Source organism: Mycobacterium fragae (assembly GCF_002102185.1).
GTDB classification, from domain to species: domain Bacteria; phylum Actinomycetota; class Actinomycetes; order Mycobacteriales; family Mycobacteriaceae; genus Mycobacterium; species Mycobacterium fragae.
In genome coordinates, this window is sequence record NZ_LQOW01000024.1 from 109,528 (window position 1) to 125,810 (window position 16,283).

The 16,283-nt window shown below is 62.8% G+C and carries 14 protein-coding genes and 3 pseudogenes; 7 read left to right on the forward strand and 10 right to left on the reverse strand.

Annotation, left to right across the window (positions count from 1 at the left end; all coding sequences use genetic code 11):
• Position 1: 1 nt before the first annotated feature.
• Positions 2 to 202, reverse strand: a complete 201-nt coding sequence (locus AWC06_RS11450; protein ID WP_085197415.1) for a hypothetical protein — start codon at positions 200 to 202, stop codon at positions 2 to 4.
• Positions 203 to 279: 77 nt separating this feature from the next.
• Between AWC06_RS11450 and AWC06_RS11455 the strand changes: the two genes are divergently transcribed.
• Positions 280 to 1,236, forward strand: a complete 957-nt coding sequence (locus AWC06_RS11455) for a serine hydrolase domain-containing protein (RefSeq protein ID WP_211281952.1) — start codon at positions 280 to 282, stop codon at positions 1,234 to 1,236.
• Here AWC06_RS11455 and murQ read toward each other — a convergent pair.
• The 6 genes and pseudogenes from murQ to AWC06_RS11480 all read right to left on the reverse strand — a co-directional run bounded on the left by murQ (position 1,223) and on the right by AWC06_RS11480 (position 5,730).
• A complete protein-coding gene (murQ, locus tag AWC06_RS23880; RefSeq protein WP_372458063.1) occupies positions 1,223 to 2,125 on the reverse strand; it encodes an N-acetylmuramic acid 6-phosphate etherase in 903 nt (300 codons plus the stop codon). The genes AWC06_RS11455 and murQ overlap by 14 nt on opposite strands.
• A gap of 90 nt (positions 2,126 to 2,215) precedes the next feature.
• A pseudogene (locus AWC06_RS23885) lies at positions 2,216 to 2,938 on the reverse strand (BadF/BadG/BcrA/BcrD ATPase family protein); the annotation flags it as partial.
• A 130-nt stretch (positions 2,939 to 3,068) separates the two neighbouring features.
• Entirely contained in the window at positions 3,069 to 3,842 is a 774-nt protein-coding gene (locus AWC06_RS11465) for a class I SAM-dependent methyltransferase (RefSeq protein WP_139820016.1), read from the reverse strand.
• A gap of 12 nt (positions 3,843 to 3,854) precedes the next feature.
• Positions 3,855 to 4,195: pseudogene (locus AWC06_RS11470) on the reverse strand (hypothetical protein).
• Between the two features lie 43 nt (positions 4,196 to 4,238).
• Positions 4,239 to 4,754, reverse strand: coding sequence for a nitroreductase family protein (locus AWC06_RS11475; protein ID WP_085197421.1), 516 nt, complete (start codon positions 4,752 to 4,754; stop codon positions 4,239 to 4,241).
• 538 nt (positions 4,755 to 5,292) lie between these two features.
• Positions 5,293 to 5,730 (reverse strand): very short patch repair endonuclease, encoded by a 438-nt coding sequence (locus tag AWC06_RS11480; protein ID WP_308066114.1) that lies wholly within the window; start codon positions 5,728 to 5,730, stop codon positions 5,293 to 5,295.
• A gap of 140 nt (positions 5,731 to 5,870) precedes the next feature.
• Here AWC06_RS11480 and AWC06_RS11485 point away from each other — a divergent pair, with 140 nt between their 5' ends.
• The 6 genes from AWC06_RS11485 (at position 5,871) to AWC06_RS22995 (ending at position 11,786) form a co-directional block, all read left to right on the forward strand.
• Entirely contained in the window at positions 5,871 to 6,122 is a 252-nt protein-coding gene (locus AWC06_RS11485) for a hypothetical protein (protein ID WP_211281953.1), read from the forward strand.
• Positions 6,123 to 6,182: 60 nt separating this feature from the next.
• Complete coding sequence (locus tag AWC06_RS11490; protein WP_139820017.1) at positions 6,183 to 8,054, forward strand: hypothetical protein; 1,872 nt, start codon at positions 6,183 to 6,185, stop codon at positions 8,052 to 8,054.
• Positions 8,051 to 9,031: a hypothetical protein gene (locus AWC06_RS11495; RefSeq protein ID WP_085197427.1), complete on the forward strand. Its 981-nt coding sequence runs from the start codon at positions 8,051 to 8,053 to the stop codon at positions 9,029 to 9,031. Before AWC06_RS11490 ends, AWC06_RS11495 begins: the two co-directional genes overlap by 4 nt.
• Positions 9,032 to 9,033: 2 nt before the next feature.
• The gene (locus tag AWC06_RS11500; protein WP_085197429.1) at positions 9,034 to 9,777 is read left to right on the forward strand and encodes a DUF6339 family protein; all 744 of its coding nucleotides are present in this window, start codon (positions 9,034 to 9,036) and stop codon (positions 9,775 to 9,777) included.
• A gap of 10 nt (positions 9,778 to 9,787) precedes the next feature.
• Positions 9,788 to 11,149, forward strand: a complete 1,362-nt coding sequence (locus tag AWC06_RS11505) for a DNA cytosine methyltransferase (protein WP_169715338.1) — start codon at positions 9,788 to 9,790, stop codon at positions 11,147 to 11,149.
• 178 nt (positions 11,150 to 11,327) lie between these two features.
• Positions 11,328 to 11,786: a hypothetical protein gene (locus AWC06_RS22995; protein WP_139820018.1), complete on the forward strand. Its 459-nt coding sequence runs from the start codon at positions 11,328 to 11,330 to the stop codon at positions 11,784 to 11,786.
• A 113-nt stretch (positions 11,787 to 11,899) separates the two neighbouring features.
• Here the strand turns inward: AWC06_RS22995 and AWC06_RS11510 are convergent, their stop codons facing one another.
• The 3 genes and pseudogenes from AWC06_RS11510 to AWC06_RS11520 all read right to left on the reverse strand — a co-directional run bounded on the left by AWC06_RS11510 (position 11,900) and on the right by AWC06_RS11520 (position 16,249).
• Positions 11,900 to 12,673, reverse strand: coding sequence for a hypothetical protein (locus AWC06_RS11510; protein WP_085197433.1), 774 nt, complete (start codon positions 12,671 to 12,673; stop codon positions 11,900 to 11,902).
• Between the two features lie 383 nt (positions 12,674 to 13,056).
• Positions 13,057 to 15,357, reverse strand: a pseudogene (locus AWC06_RS11515) (GH92 family glycosyl hydrolase); the annotation flags it as partial.
• Positions 15,358 to 15,400: 43 nt separating this feature from the next.
• The gene (locus tag AWC06_RS11520) at positions 15,401 to 16,249 is read right to left on the reverse strand and encodes a DMT family transporter (RefSeq protein ID WP_085197437.1); all 849 of its coding nucleotides are present in this window, start codon (positions 16,247 to 16,249) and stop codon (positions 15,401 to 15,403) included.
• Between the last annotated feature and the right edge of the window lie 34 nt (positions 16,250 to 16,283).

Sequence of the window (16,283 nt, forward strand, 5' to 3'; positions counted from 1 at the left end):
ACTATTTCGACGACAGTTTGCGCCAACTGAATAGCGCGATCACGATGCCGATCACCACCGTGATCGGACCGATGATGGACCAGGTCGTGGTGTTGCTCATCGGGCTACCACCGAGCACTCCGAATCCCTGGAGTGCCCAGATCAGACCGAACAGCGCGACGATCAACCCGACCGCGAATGTAACGACGAAAGTCCTTTTCATACGGGGATGCTACGCACAAGTGAGGGGATATTGCGCTTGTGGGCGATTGTGCGATGAAACCGGAAGTTGATGCGTTGATGAGCAACTACACGGGCGACGTGCCGGGCGCGGCCGTGCTCGTGCTGCGCGACGGTGAGCCGATCGTGCGCGCAGGTTACGGTCTCGCGGAACTGGAAACGAACACGCCGGCCACGCCCGAGACGAACTACCGGCTCGCATCGGTCACGAAGCAGTTCACCGCCGCGAGCATCCTGCTGCTGGCCGAGGACGGCCGCCTCAGCCTCGATGACCGCGTCCGCGAGTGGTTGCCCTCGCTGCCGAAGGCCGACGAGACGGTCCTGATTCGCCATCTGCTGACGCACACTTCGGGTCTCATCGATTACGAGGATCTGATCCCGGAAAACGTCACTGCGCAGTTGCACGACGCGGATGTCCTGCGGCTGCTGGAAACGCAGGATCGCACCCACTTCCGCCCTGGCACCGGCTATCGGTACAGCAACAGCGGCTATGCATTGCTGGCACTGATTGTGGAGCGGGCGTCGGGAAAGACCTTCGCGATGTTCCTGCGTGAACGCATCTTCCAACCGCTCGGCATGAAAAACACCGTGGCCCACCAGAAAGGTATTTCGACGGTGAATAACCGCGCGTTCGGCTACACGGAAGAGGCGGGCTGCTGGAATCAAACGGACCAAGACCAGACGAGCGCGGTGCTCGGGGACGGCGGAATATATTCTTCGATCGACGATCTCGCGAAGTGGGATGCAGCGCTGTACGACGAGCGTCTGCTGCGTCCGAGCTCCTTACAGGCGGCGTTCACACCTGCGACGCACACCGACAATCCCGAGATCGAGTACGGCTACGGCTGGCGCATCACCGGCGAGACGCTCTGGCACTCCGGCGAGACGGTGGGTTTCCGCAATGTGATCGTGCGCTACCCGAAGCGGCACATCACGGTGGTCGTGCTGACCAACCGGAACGAGCCCGAGCCGTACCAGCTGGCGCTGGAAATCGCCAACACGGTTATCGCTTCTTGATCGCGTCGCGCACGCGTCCCCGGGCCCGGTCGAGCCGGATGGCGGCCTCGGCAGCGTCGACGTCCGCGAGTAGCGCGACGATCGCGGTCTTGGCGTGACCGTCCGCAGCGGCCAGCGCGGCGGTCGCGGTGTCTTCGTCGACGCCGGCCGCGTCGCAGACGATCCGAACCGCGCGGCGGCGCAGCTTCGCGCTAGTGGCGCGCACGTCGACCATCCAAGGTCCGTACGCCTTACCGAGCGCGATCATCACGCTCGTCGAGAGCGCGTTGAGCACGACCTTCTGGGCCGTCCCCGCGGTCAGCCGCGTGGAGCCGGCGAGCACCTCGGGCCCCGTCAGCAGCTCGATCACCACATCGGCAGACGCCTCGCTGCCCGGGTTGTTGACGATTGCGACGGTCAGCGCGCCCGCCGCGCGCGCATGCTCGAGCGCCCCGAGCACGTATGGCGTGCGGCCCGACGCTGTGATCCCGACGAGCGCGTCGGCCTCGGTCAGGTCGGCGAGATCGGCGGGGTCGAACGCGTCCTCCGCGCCCTCGATCGCCTCGGTCAGCGCTGCCGGCCCGCCGGCGATCACGCCGCGCACGAGGTCGGTGCCAAACGTGGGCCCGCATTCGGCCGCGTCGAGCACACCGAGCCGCCCGGACGTCCCGGCGCCGGCGTAGATCAGACGTCCGCCGCGCTCGAGCCGTGCGGCGATCGCCGCGGCCGCCGCCGCGATCCGCGGGACCGCCGCCACCACCGCGGCGTGCGCCTCGCCCTCGGCGGCGATGAGCAGCGCGACGACCTCACCGATAGCCCGCGCGTCGAGGTCGTCCAAGTCTGGCCGCACGGCCTCGGTGCCGAGCGCGTCGAGTCCATGCGGCGCAAAGGCATTGGGGCCCGCCTGCACGCGGATCACGTACGGCTCATGGATCGGCCCCAGCCGCAGCGCGCCGTCGAGTGCGTCGCCGACGGCGGGGACGAGATCGAGGCGCTCGCGCAGCGCCTCAGCCCCCGCCAGTCCGCCGACCATCGCCACCGGACCGTCCCCGACCGCGCGGGCGGTAGCGGCGAGCGCCTCGGCGGCCGCGCTGATAATCGCTTGGGCCGCTGCGTCATTGGCGGCCAGGACATCGGGCGCGAAGGACGCGAGCGCGGCGGCATTGGTGAGCTGAGCGGACCAGGTCTCCGGCGCGCCGAACCGGGCGCGCGCGACGTCGAGCAGCGTCGTGGACCGGCCGCGACCGTCGTGGGCGTGCAGCGCCGCGCGCAGCCCGGCGGCGCCGATCCACGCGCCGCCGCCCTCGTCGCCCAGCCACGGGCCCCAGCCGTCGGCGGTCCGCAGCGCGCCGTCCGCGCCGATCCCAAGCGCCACGACGCCGGTGCCCGCGATCAGCACGACGCCCGGCTGCCCGTCCAGCGCGCCCGCGTGCGCGATCACGGCGTCGCTGGTCACCGCGACCCGCTCCGCCCGCAGCGAGGCCAGCAGCGCATCGCCCAGCGCGCGCGCCGCGTCCGGCGCCGCCAGTGCGCCGGCGGCGCCCACGATCACCTCGTGGGCCGGGCCGAGCTCGCGCGCGACGGCCAGGATCGCCGCCTCCGCGGCCCGCACGCCGCCAGGCGTTGCGAGCCCCGGCGCGCCCGCCCCCTCGGCCCTCCGGCCGCCTGCTGCGGCGCGGCAGGACGTCTTGCCGAGGTCGACGGCGAGAATCACCGCACCCATCCTTTCATGGCCCGGCAACGGTTATCTGTGGGATGATCGAGCCTCGCTCAATGGTCTGCGAAAGCCATTGCGGCTCACAGGTATGCGCGGATGTGTTCGGACTCGCCGTGCCGCCACCGCACCGGCACTTTCACGTCCCCGGCTTGGTCGCGCTGACCAGTCGAGTCGACACCCACGGGCCGCCGTACCACATGCGCCAACCGAGGTTGCGGCGTCGCACGTGCTGCCAGCCCTGCTCCCGAAGATGGGCGGCATGCTGGCGGGTCTCCCACAGGTCAGCGATGGCGAGACGACCGCCGGGGCGCAGCACGCGCATCGCCTCGGGAAGGGCTCGACGCCTGTCGGCACGTCTCGGAATGTTATGAATAGCAAGGTTACTGACGACGGCGTCGACGCTGTCGTCGTCGAACGGCAGCGCGGTCATATCGGCGGTGTGTAGCTCGATCCGGTCGGCGACGTTCTCCAGTTCGGCATTGGCCAGGGTTGCTGACCGTGAGTTGTCGGTCTGGTCGGCCCGCCAGAGGTCGACGCCGATAGCATGCCCGCGCGGCAGCCGCTTGGCCGCGGCCAGCAATACCGCGCCGCGGCCGCACCCCATGTCCAGCAGGGTTTCGTCGCCTTGTAGCCGCAGATCGTCGAGGATCCGATTCCAGACCACGAACTTGCCGACGCGTGTGGCGTAGATGTAGACGGCTGCGTTGGCGACGATATTGACGGCCGAGGCGCTCGTTAGCGCCGCCTGCAAGCGCTTACCGCGGGCCAGGCTGATCCCCGACCACACCAGCAACGCGGCGCTTGCCACGCCGAGACCGATGGCCTGTCCGCGCGCCGAGACGGTGTGAAACGACCCGTCGATCCCGTAGTCGCCCTTGTGCTCGTGAGTTGCCAAGGTGGTGTCAGCCATCATCACATCCTCTCAGTGCAAGACCTTCAGGGCGATGACATAGGCCATGCCGAGGCCGAGCAAGCCAAGGAATGGCCAGCCGAACACAATTTTGCCTCGAGCCGAATTGACCACAATCACACGCCGGTCGCGAACAACACCGCGCCGACGCCGATCCACATGGTGAGCATGGCCGGCCATACGTGATAGCTGGCGTCGCATGCCGAGTCATGGCAGGCGTCGGTAGCCATGGCGAAGAACATGGAAAACCAGATTTCGCCCAGCCCGACCAAGACCAGTCCCGCATAGCACAGGTAGCCGGCAATGTTCCAGGCAACGGTTGCCCGGGATGAGGTCGTCGGTACAGGCGGCACCCAGCCAGCATTGCATGGCGCCGCAGCAGGTTTGGACGCCAAATCACCAATGTCCGTGATGGACGACCTCGTCGAAGGGGCGTCGATTCGGTTTGCGGATCGGCTTGAGCGGGCGGTCGGCGGGATAGCCGACGCCGAGCATGTACGCCACCAGGTAGTCGTCCGGAACGCCGAGGATGGCGCGGGCTTTGTCCTGATCGCCCACCGAGGAGTGGCCGGTGCCGATCCCGAGGTCGGTGGCCGCGATCATCATGGCCATCGTGGCCTGACCGACGTCGTACTGGTCGGTCACCTTCCTGCGTTCACTCGGCGGTTCGGGGATGACGAACACGATCGCAGCTGCAGCCGAGGCAATGTGACCGGCGCCCTGCCAGACCGTCGAGAGTTCCTGCAGCTGAGCCCGGTCAGTGACGATGACGAAGTGCCACGCCTGGCGGTTTTTCGCCGACGGCGCCCGCCATCCGGCCTCGGCGATACGGTTCAAGTCGTCGTCTGACACCGGCTCCGACCTGTACTGCCGTACATTGCGCCGCGCGCAGATCGCATCCCAGGTTTCCATGCCCTTCCTCCGTGTGCCGGCAACAATTAGTTAAGTCAAACCCGCTGCAGGACCCGGCCATTCCGCCGCGCCCCGCTCCTCAAGCACCTCAACACCTGCCGGGAACGACCGTACGTCTGGGGTTGGTGAGCGGTTTCCGCGACCACGACGTGCTCAGCTCCAGGCTCCTCGGGGTGCGCCCCCGAGCGTGCACGTATCCCGATCGTGTTGCAACGCTGCAAGCGGATCGACACCCTTACATCGTCACCGGCCGGAAGGCGACGTGATCAGCGAGCTGGGCCGCCAGCCGCTGCAGCGGCTGCGAGAGTCGGAGAGGGACGGTCGCACAGCGGCGTAGCGCCATGCGAGATAGCCGAGTTCAGCGGCTGCATCCAAAAGGAATTGCTGCAGGCACGCGACGACTTCCGCTCGATTCTCCGGGACGCCTGAATCGAGAATGACGTCGGCCAATGCGCTGACATTCAGCTTTACTCCGGTCGTTGGACGCTAAGGCCAAGCATCAAATCGCGACGCTGGTATGCATAGCCACACCAGGAACTCACGTCCGGACACTTGCACGCTGACGTACTGCCTGGAGGACGCGTCCTGCCGCCTCACTGGCCGGTTCGTGTTCCCATACCCTGACCACGAGCCACCCAGCCTGCGTCAACAAGCGATCAGTTTCGGCATCCCGCGCCATATTCATTTTGACTTTCGTTGCCCAAAACTCGGAGTTGGTCCGCGAGACGGTGTGGTGAGAAGAGCACCCGTGCCAGAAACAACCATCCACAAACACTGCGACCTTCCACCGGGTGAAGACCATATCGGCGCGGCGGTTAAGTGAAGGCACCGGCCGTGTGTCAACTCGATAACGCAAGCCGAGAGCATGTACGGCACGACGCACGGCGAGCTCCGGACCGGTGTCACGGCGCCGGTTGGTCTGCATTCGGCGTCGAACTAGCGGAGTCGACGCCCACGATTCAGCCATCACGTCCATGCTGCCACCAGCCGGAACTCAGTCTGACGGACGGCTCGGTGAGCCTACATATGTACAATGTGGCAACAAATAGGCTCAAATATTGTTGTTCTAGCCGCGCCTGTGGTACGGTGTGTATGTGTGACAAATATACTCAATATATGGGACATGTGGAGGTGGCGCAGATGGAGCGAGATCGTCGGGAGCGGTTCGTCACGCTTGCCGAGGCGCGTACTGCGAAGGCGATGAATGCGATTCGGCTGGTTGGAAACCTGTCGAATAAGTCGAACTACGAGTACACCGATGCGGATGTGACGCAAATCGTGAAGGCGTTGGACGGTGAGGTACGTGCGCTTAAGGCGCGGTTCGCGGATGCCACCAATGGGCGGGAAACGGCCTTCAAACTGAAGTGATGGTGGTACACAGACCAAGGATTGTGCCGCGTTCAAAGGATTTAGGAGCGAAACGAAATAATGGCGAGCAGTAAGACGGCGACGGCGTCGGCCTCGTGGGTCTGGTTGCCGATGAGCCCGACGGGCGATCTTGACGGCAGCACCCTAACGAAGATGTTCCGCAACCAGGTCAACCTGTCGCCGACCGCTTTTCTGGCACGTGAGGCGGTGCAGAACTCAAGTGATGCGTTCTGGCGGTTTCAGCGGGATCACCCCGCCGACAAGCTGAAACTCCGGGTCGTGTTTCGATTCGTAGAGCTGACCGGTACGGCTAAGGCGTCGATGATCGAATCCCTCGGTCTCGGCGCTCTGAACCAACGCCGGGGCAGCGCCGCGTTCAGGAAGCCCCCGGTCGGCCCGGGAACTGCCTTGGATCACCTCGAGGATTCGGATGTGCCACTAACCCTGCTGTATGTCGAGGACTACTCCACCCACGGGTTATACGGCCACCCGAGCCACACAAGGGACAGCATCATGTTCCGAGCCATGCTTGAGGTCGGCGGATCGGAGAAGGACAGCGGCGTCGGGGGTTCGTACGGATTCGGCAAGGCCGCGCTTGTCGGCGTCAGCAAGGCCAAGGTAATCGTCGCCCACACGACATTTGAGCCGAGCGAGCAGGACCCCGCGCGCACTCGACTGTTGGGCGTCACGTGGTGGCGCTCGCACGAAGCGGACGACGAGCATTACGGAGGTCGAGCGATATTCGCCGGCGAAGGCACCGAAGACAAGCGGATCAATCCGTTTGAGGACGACGAGGCTGAAGAGGTAGCGGAGCGACTCGGCTTTCGGCCCCGCAATCCCGACAACTTGAACGAACTTGGTACCTCCTTCTTGATCGTCGATCCGCTCGTTGACCCCAGCGAGTTGATTGACCAGTTAGCGATTTGGTGGTGGCCTGCCCTTGAGGACCACATGTTCGACGTCGAAGTCGTGACACCAGACAGCAGGGTCACGACGCCACGGCCGGCCATGCTGCCTGTCGTGGCACAGTTTCTAACGCCGTACCGCATAGCTAAGAAAGAACAGGAACCACAAGATCCCAACCGGGAGCAATATGCATCGGGCATCTGGCGCAACACAAATCGCGCTGGTGGTTCAGACCTCGGTGGGCTAGGCCTCGTCGTGGCCGATGACCCAATCGGTATGGACGGCGAACCCGCCGAAGGAACGGCCGTTGTCGCCCTTATGCGAAACCCGCGAATGATCATTCGATACCAGGAGTACAAACAGCGAATTCCACTGCGCGGTGTGTTCGTCGCCAGCGATAAGAGCAACGAACTGCTGCAGGAAACAGAACCGTCAAGTCATGACGCATGGTCAACCGACCCCTCAACCGATGTGAGTGAAATGGCAACCCTCACAGCCCAGGCTGTTCTGGACAAGATCCGGCGCTCGGTATCCAAGATGGCGAAGGAAGTGGCACCGCCGCCTCCACGGACTCCTCGCGCACTGAGCCACTTCGCGAAGCTGATGAGCGGATTCGTGGGTAAGAAGCGCGGCCCGAAACCAAAGCCTGGCCCTGGGGGCGAACCAATTGAATTGCAGTTCCCGAAGGGCACGTCACTGTCCGTCGTTGGCGATGATCAAGTGAAGGTCACCTCCGACTTCACCGTCCGTGTTGCCGACGATGCCCCGAAATCCACCTGCGATGTAACCGTAAGCTGCCAATTGCATGTAAGTGAGGACGAGAACCCAAATGGGGCGACGCTTCCTGTCCTCATCGCGCCGGAAGGAAAGGATCACGGATTCACGAAAGACGGCGACGGCGCATGGTCGGGTCCAATAACAAAGACTAAGAAGACGACCTTCTCCGTCACGTCGGAGCCCTACTCCAACCTTTGGACGACGACGGTGCAACCCGTGGTGACCGTGGACTCCTGGAGCGAGCAGTGACGGCGCCCGGGTCTGCAGAGAAAGCGGCCACCCGTTCCGAGCGGGTAACAATCCGTCCCTTCAGCCAAATCGACGTCATCGACGGCGAGCTTGATTCGGTGCAGTTGGTAGTCGGCGGTGATCCGTTCGAAGCCGGCGCAGTTGTCGTGGCGGAGGACTTGCTCAGTAACGCCAGGTTCAAGCTGCTCCTGCCGCCCGCCACGAAGCTTCGCTGGGCCGTTGAGCAAACGACAATCCCAGTTGCCAACTGCGCGCTCGTAGTGATGGTCACCAGCAGCACTCACCGCGCGAGCACCATCCTCCTCAACGAACGCTTGACGGAGGGTGCTGAGTATCCCGAGGAATTTGCACTGGAGCGCGCTACGGCCGAGCTAATCCTCAACGACCGGGCCGGTTATGCGGTCACGGTAGCTGTTGTGTTGCTTGACCAGATTCCCCCTGCGCCGCTCACACCGCATCAGGCGGGCACCTGGCTAGCTCGCCGTGTATTCAGAGTCAGTCCAGAAAAGCAAGAGACCAGCTTTAGTCCCGAGGAGCTCACTGAGGAGGTTCGCAAGACGCACAACCTCCCCGACGGTGTACTGCGGTTCGTCGCGTTCGACGACCTGCTCGCGGCCGACGACCTCTCTGATTCTGTACACGTCTACGTTGAGCCGTCGGTGCTTAATTGGATGCTTAACAACCAATCGGATCACGTTGTGCGACAGCAGGAAGTAGAGCTGGCGATCCTTGCCTACGACATGACGGCGCAGATGATCATTCGTCAGATTCGTGACGAAGTCCCGGGACGTCCTCTAACCGAGGCTGATCTTGAGCCGTACCCCGCAGCGCATCGCTTCATGGGGAACCTTGCCGTGAAATTCGAGTGCAGTTTCTCGGAACTTCTTTCACGAGCCGAAGATGGACAATACGTGCGACCGTTCCTAGAGGCTAAGTTCGAAGCCACCAAATTCACGCTTGAGGCATTAAGGGACTGATGATGGGTTACCCAGTTTTGTCGCGACCGAAGACCGAAGAGTATGTGCGCGGACGACGGGAGGGCACTCTGCCCGACTGCCCTCCTGAGCACGAACTCCGCGGCCCGGACGATGACTGCTTCGACATTGTTGAAGAAGCCCTCCAAGACGTTATCGATGGGTGGCGTGGCCTTGACCCATTCAAAGCAAAGTCCGATTCGGCTCGCGACAAGGTTGAGGGCGAGCTTTCAGTGGTGCTCTACAAACGGCTTCGCGACCTCCCCGGGAGCATCCTCTCGGACCGCGACTTCTGGCGGTACTGCGCCGCCCGCCTGTACGAGATCGTCCAATGGCGCTACGGAGAAAACGGAAGCCTTGCCAATTTCGGTGCTGCGACAAACGCGATCAGTCATGAATGCCTGCCCCACAAAATGTTCGAGCGCGCCCACATCGCGTTCCTCGGCGGCGAGGCAGTTGACGACTCTGACCCGTTCGCGCTGGCGCGCTTCGGCGCATCCGACGTCTGGCGCAGTCATCTCCTCAGGACGCTCAACGGCAACGCGCCGCTCGTGGCGCACGAGATCTTGGCAGATGTCGCTGCGGGCAAGTTGAAGACCGATCTGGTGCGAGAAGTTGTGAAGAACCTCCGACGCGTGCGCGCGAATGTCTTGTTCGAAGTATTGGGTCAGCAGCAGGCTCGCGAACTCCTCGACCTTGAGACTGCTCAAGCCGTCGTGTCGTCCAATTCTGACGGGGGTGCCGGCTAAGGTTCACAGCATGCTGCCCTTTCCCGACGGTGTTTTCCAAGTCCAACACGAAGTGGGTCTTCGCATTGCCTACACGGCTGGGGAAGGGAAGGTCTGCAGGGTGGCCACGGTAGGCGACCGTGAGATCGTAGATACCCGCGATCTGACGGTTGGAGATGAGGGGTCGGATCCGTTCGCTTCATGGTGGCGTGCGTATATCCGCGGACCCAAGCCTCCACCCGATCGCGATAGTCAGCCGCTGCGGTTTATCGACCTTTTTTCGTCGGTGGGCGGACTGTCGCTGGGTGCGTCAGAGGCTATTGCCGCGCTCGGGATGCGCGGCATGCCCCTTCTCGCTGCTGACGTTGACGCCCGCGCGCTTCAGGTCTACCGCTCCAATTTTCGACCACGGCAGACGATTGCCGGTTCGGTCCGAAGCACGATCGACTACCGAGTGTCCGGTACCGGGGATGACGCCAGATTCGCTTACGAACCCACTGTCATCGACGAACGGCTAGTGAGCCTTGTCGGCGCCACTGATTTGATCTTGGCGGGTCCACCGTGCCAGGGACACTCCTCGCTGAACAACCGTTCCCGGCATGACGACCCAAAGAATTTGCTGTACCTTACGGTGCCGGCCACGGCCGTGGCGCTCGGCGCGCGGCACGTCGTAGTGGAGAACGTGCCGAACGTGGTGAGCGACCGGAACGGCGTCGTCCAGACGACGATGACGCTGTTGCGCGATAACGGGTACTACGTGACTTCGGGGACGCTAGCGGCTGATCAGTTCGGGTGGCCCCAGACGCGCAAGCGGTTCTTCCTAGTAGCCTCGCGCGACACAAAACCAATAGCACTTGACACATTGAAAAAACTGTTTCTGCGGGACGCGAGGCCGGTCTGGTGGTTGGTTGAGGACTTGGAAAGCACGCCAGTAGACGGCTCGGACGTTATGAACTCGGTCCCTGAGTTAAGCGAACAGAATCGTCAGCGAATCGACTGGCTGTTCGACAACGACGAGTACACCCTTCCAAATGCGATCAGGCCTGACTGCCACAAAGACGGCACCACGTATGAGGCCACATACGGACGCATGTACCGCGACCAACCGGCCCCCACCATCACCGGCGGGTTTCTTACACCCGGTCGCGGGCGATTCATTCACCCCACACAGAGACGTGTATTGACTCCTCATGAGGCCGCGCGACTGCAGGGCTTCCCGGACTGGTTCAGCTTGACCACCAAGTCCGAGCCGCCAAGCCGTTCCGAACTGGGTCGATGGATCGGAAATGCGGTGCCTTCCCTGCTTGGGTTCATAGCGACTCTTTCCGCACTAGGTGGCGAGGTCAAGGTCGCTGAAAGCGACACCCGTATCGCGGTCGTCGAATCGTCCTAGACGAGCTACGCCCGTGGATCGCGATGGTGGCAAAGAGCGCGGGTTTGGTGGAGTCATCTCGAACATAGGTGTGTTCGTATCGAACTAAATCCTGCACAATCCATGCGCTTATGCGAAATACTTGGCGTTGATCACTCGAATGTCGCGGATCTTGAGCACCAGCGAGGAGGAGCGCAACGTGAAAATCGACCGGCAAGACCTTTACCACGGCGCGGCTCTGCTGCAGATAATCGAGGACGGGCGCGGCCCAGTTATATCGCGCATGTGGCCAGAGCCGTATTATCGAGTTTTAGTAGGCATAGATGGAGAAAAGGAAGATAATCGCTATTTGTATATCAAGTACATTTCACGAAATCTCGAACCGTTCCGTTTTAGCTTCACTAAACATGAGAGAAAATTTCTAGAAGACGAATTCCTTGAGCGCTCCGGCCCGGTCTTCATTGTTCTCGTGTGCGGCACAAGTTATGTATGCGTACTTGACGCGGAACAATACTCGCGCCTTGGTCGTGATCCGAATCGACTTGTGCTACAGGTAGAAACTCCGGAGAGGGGCAGAATTCGTGTTAAGCGATGGGGCGAGCGGATGAGGCCGCTACTCGTTGCACACTCGGCTTTTCCGAAGAATGTCCTCTGCTGAGTGGGAATGCAGCCCCAAATCGCGCTTTGACTGTCGCGGATTGATTTACAGCGCAAGATGAATCGATGCCCCATGAGAGCGACGCTACCGGTACAAGTGCGTGTCGCACACGTTCAACTCTGCGTTTGCTGGTCGCGACCTAACCCTGCCAATAAACGCTGTCTTGATCGATGCCAAGACGCCGCGCTGATAATGATGATTACCACGCCAGAACTGACGCCAATGGCTCCCGCAAGGTGATGGTGAGGCTTGTTTCCGATCCCAAAGAACGTTAACCCCGACAAGACCATGAACGCTAGACCGACTAGTAAGCCGATGTTGAACCATTCGCGGGTGAGCGTCAGCTCTGACTTTGTCGGGTAGATAGCGGTTTTGCGTGTTTCGCCCTCGATTCGGCCGCTAATCGATATGCTTGGCGAGTCCTCATTGTCAACAATCATTTGAACCGTGAAGCTGTCGCCGGGGTTCAGCGTTTTTATCGTGAGCTGCACCCAACCTTTTTGCCCGTCGGCGGCAAAATCGGCGAGATCCTCGGCAGACATCTCGGTGATGGCGGTGTTTAAGAGTTGAGAGCCTTCTAACCTTATGAAGTATGGGTTTAAAAAATCGGCGGCTTTGATGACCTGTTTTCCGGTGTTGACGAATCTGACTCTTAGCATCCGTGGATTCTGAACTTCGTGGTTCATGTAGGTGACTTTGAGTTCATTATCGGGGCGTGCAAGCAAAATGGGCAGGTCTGAAATCACGCGATAGTCAAACGTCTTCGATTCTTTGTCTCGTCGCCGCAGGTATAGCGTGACAGCGGTTCCGGTAATGAACAAGACTATCGCGACCACAACGCCCGGCAGCCACGAGTTGCGCTCCAGGAAGCTTTCGCCCAACAACACAAGCTCCAAAGGTAGCGAGACCCATACCCCCTTTGGCGATGGCGCGCCGATCCAACCGCTCTAATTGGTTCAGCAAACACCACTCGCGACCGCCGCTGTCAACGCACTGACGCCACCGCCAATCGCCAGGTACTGCCGCCCTGAGCATCGGATTTGCTCTCTACAGCGCCAATTGAATGGTCTCAATCGATGAAAGCCGTTGAATGCCAAGCGATTCATCCGCAGATTGGTTGCCGAGGGACATTCATTTTTCGTTGCTGAATCGTTGCGAGTCGCCCCAGGTACAGGCCCACATCCTTGGGTTGCGGGTTTGGCGCCCCATCCATCCATCCGTCTAGGCGCGGCGGGATCGCGGCGCCGGGCGGGAAAGGCGCCAGCAGTCACGCCGAGTTGCCCACACCGAACGAGGGCGGTGCCGAGGATTCGGCAGTGCCCCACACCGGGTTAGGGACAGCGGAGAGCGAAAACGCCACATCGCCGCCGGTGCGGATGATCGAGTCCGGCACAAACGTCCGATCGGTGGGCTTGCCGTCGATGCTGAGGCCATTGATGTACTTCAAGCCGCTCGATGCGCCCGGCGCGGAAATGCTGATGAATTTACCTGCCGGCAGCGCGATCTGAGCGCGGTCGAACAACGGCGTGTTCACGGCGAGGACTGCCGTTCCAGGCGTCACTGGGTACATCCCGAGGGCCGCCCAGACGTACCAGCTGGACAGCGCGCCGAGGTCGTCATTGCCCGGCTCGCCAGCCGGCGTTGGGCCGAACAGTTCCCTTCGCACCCGGTCAACCGTCTCCTGCGTCTTCCACGGTTGACCCACGTAGTTATACAGCCACGGCACCCCGAAGCCCGGCTCGTTGCCGAGCCACAGCATCGGCTCGTCCGGGCCCGCATTGACCTCCGCCGTGAACCGGTCCAACCGCTCGGCCGCCGCCTCACGCCCACCAATCGCGGTCACCAGCCCCGCGATGTCATGCGGCACCATCCAGGTGTACTGCGCGGCGTTGCTTTCCTCGAACCCGTCCTGCCCGAAATCCGATGTGGGCCCAGATGATCCGGGCCACGGAAGGAAAATACCCTCCGCGGTGCGCGGCGTGATATAGCCCGTCAACGGATTGAACAGGTTCTGCCAATACTGCGCCCGGCGCAGAAACTCAGCGCCAATCGCATGCTCACCCAGCGCGTCGGCGAATCGCGAGATGGCGAAGTCGTCGATCGACCACTCCAGCGTGATCGAACCGCCGTCGATCCCATGATCGCCACGGAACTCCTCGGTCTGCGGCGCATAGCCATGCTGCAGATAGGTGCCGATGCCCGGCCGCTCCACGTAACCGCCGAGCCCAGTACCGCCCTCGACAGCCGCCTTCAACATGAAGTACAGCGCCGCTTTGACGTCAAAGTCCTTCGCGCCGAACGTATAAAGGTTGACGATGAGCGGAACCACGTTGTCTCCGGTCATCTCGCCGGTCGCCGAATTCGCCAGCGCCCAACGCGGCAACGACCCGCTCTGCCTGGCATCGTTCACCAACGACTGCGCCATATCACTGGCTCGCTCCGGAAAAAGCAATGCCTGCAAGGCCGCAAGACAACGGTACGTGTCCCAGTCGGAGAAATTGGCGTACTGGGTATGCCCCTTGGCCACGGTGTGGACGTTGCCGTCGAATCCGAGGTAGCGCCCATCCGCGTCGTTAAACGTGTTGGGGTGCAGCAAGGACCGGTACAGCGACGTGTAGAAGGTCTTTACATCGCCACTATTGCTGCCGGCCACCGCGACACGCGATAACGCAGCATTCCACTCACCCACAGCGGCCGCCCGAACGTCGTCGAAGCTCCCTTCGCCCGCGGCGGCAAGGTTCGCTCGCGCCGCGTCGACACTCACATACGACAGCCCGGTACGCGCCACCACCGTCGAGCCGGCGGGAAACTCGACCCATCCTCCGGCCCACTGTGAATTCGCGCTGCGGGCACCGGGATAGACGGAATTGCCTTCGAAGGTGCCGTAGGAGATGAACGGCCGGCTGAACGTCATCGCGAAATACACGGTGTAGACGTTGCCCTTGCCGCAGAAGTCGCCCGTCGTCGCCGAACCGGTGACCGTCGTGTTGTCGTCGCCAATCCGAATGGTCGCCGCCGAGTTGCCCGCCAGCGACCCGCCGGTGCGCACGTGAAACAACGCGGGGCGCCCGTCGCTCGGATACCGGAACCGGCCAACACCCGTGCGGGTGGTGGCGGTCAGTTCGGCCGTCACTCCGGTATCCGGGAACTGCACCTTGTAGTAACCGGGAACGCCCACCTCGGTGTCGTCGTGGGCGATCTTCTCCCAGGCGCTCCAGGGCTGCGAGCCGATCGGCGTCGTCGTCGGCAGCATTGGGATGTCGCCGAACGCATTACAGCCCACCGACGCGTGGGTCATGCTGAACCCGGTCGAGCGGTCGTTGTCGTGGTCGTAGCCGGCGTAGGTGTCGGTGGTGTCCGGCGAATACTGCACCATCCCGAACGGCACCGCGGCGCCGGGAAAGTTGTTGATCGAACCACCCGTCTCGCTCGACCCTGTGCCGATCAGCGTGTCGACGTGCGCCACCGGGTTCGTCACGAATGCGGGCTCCTCGGCACGCGCCACGACCGGGCCCACGGTCAACAGAAGGCAACCTACCACCAGCGCGGCAAGCGCCTGTCGTGACCGCATAGCAGTCTCTCTTACTGCATAGCCGTCAGTGCCCGCGGCCTTTTCAGGTGACTTCGGGTGCGGGCGCTTCGCCGAAGCGGGCCAGCGCCAGCGTTCCGACGACGGCGATGGCGAATCCCACGACGACCATCCAGCCCAGGCCATAACGGGTACGGTCGCCCAGCCACGCCACCCCGACGAGCGCGGGCCCGATCGTTTCCCCCACCACCATTCCGGCGACGGCCGTCGTCACCGACCCGCGGCTCAGCGCCGACGTCAACAACAGAAACCCCGCCACACCGCCCGCGATCACCGCATACAGGCCGGGATTCCTGTAGAAAGCCGCCTTCGTCGGATCGATCGAATCGATCAGGCGCACCGCGACTTCGACGACACCGAAGCCGCACCCGGCCCCTAACCCCAGGACCAGAGCGCGCGAGCGGTCGCCCAGTCCGCCCGCCGTCGCACCCGCGATCAACACCGCGGCGGCCACGCCCAGCAGTGCCCAGCCGAGTCCAGCCGGGCCGCGCCCGGAACCCTCCGGTCCGGCGGCAAGCCCGAGCATCGCCAGGCCTACACACACCACACCCACGGCCGTCCACTCCGTCGGTGACAGCTGCGCCGACAGAACCCACGCGGCCACGATCGCGGTGACGGCGATCGAGGCCGCTAACGCCGCGGCGACCACGTAGATCGGTACCAGGCGCAGCGCCAGCACCTGTAACAGGAAGCCGAGGCCGTCAAGGCCGAAGCCCGCGATGTAGCGCCACTGCCGGACGGCGCGCAGCAGCAACATCGCGTCGACACCCGAGCCGCTGCCGGCTTCCACCGACCGCGTCGCCACCGCCTGCAACACCGACGCCGTGCCGTAACACAGCGAGCAACCAAGAGCCAGCAGTAACCCCAACAGCACAGACCGACCATACGAGAACCGCGCTGGGTCCGCG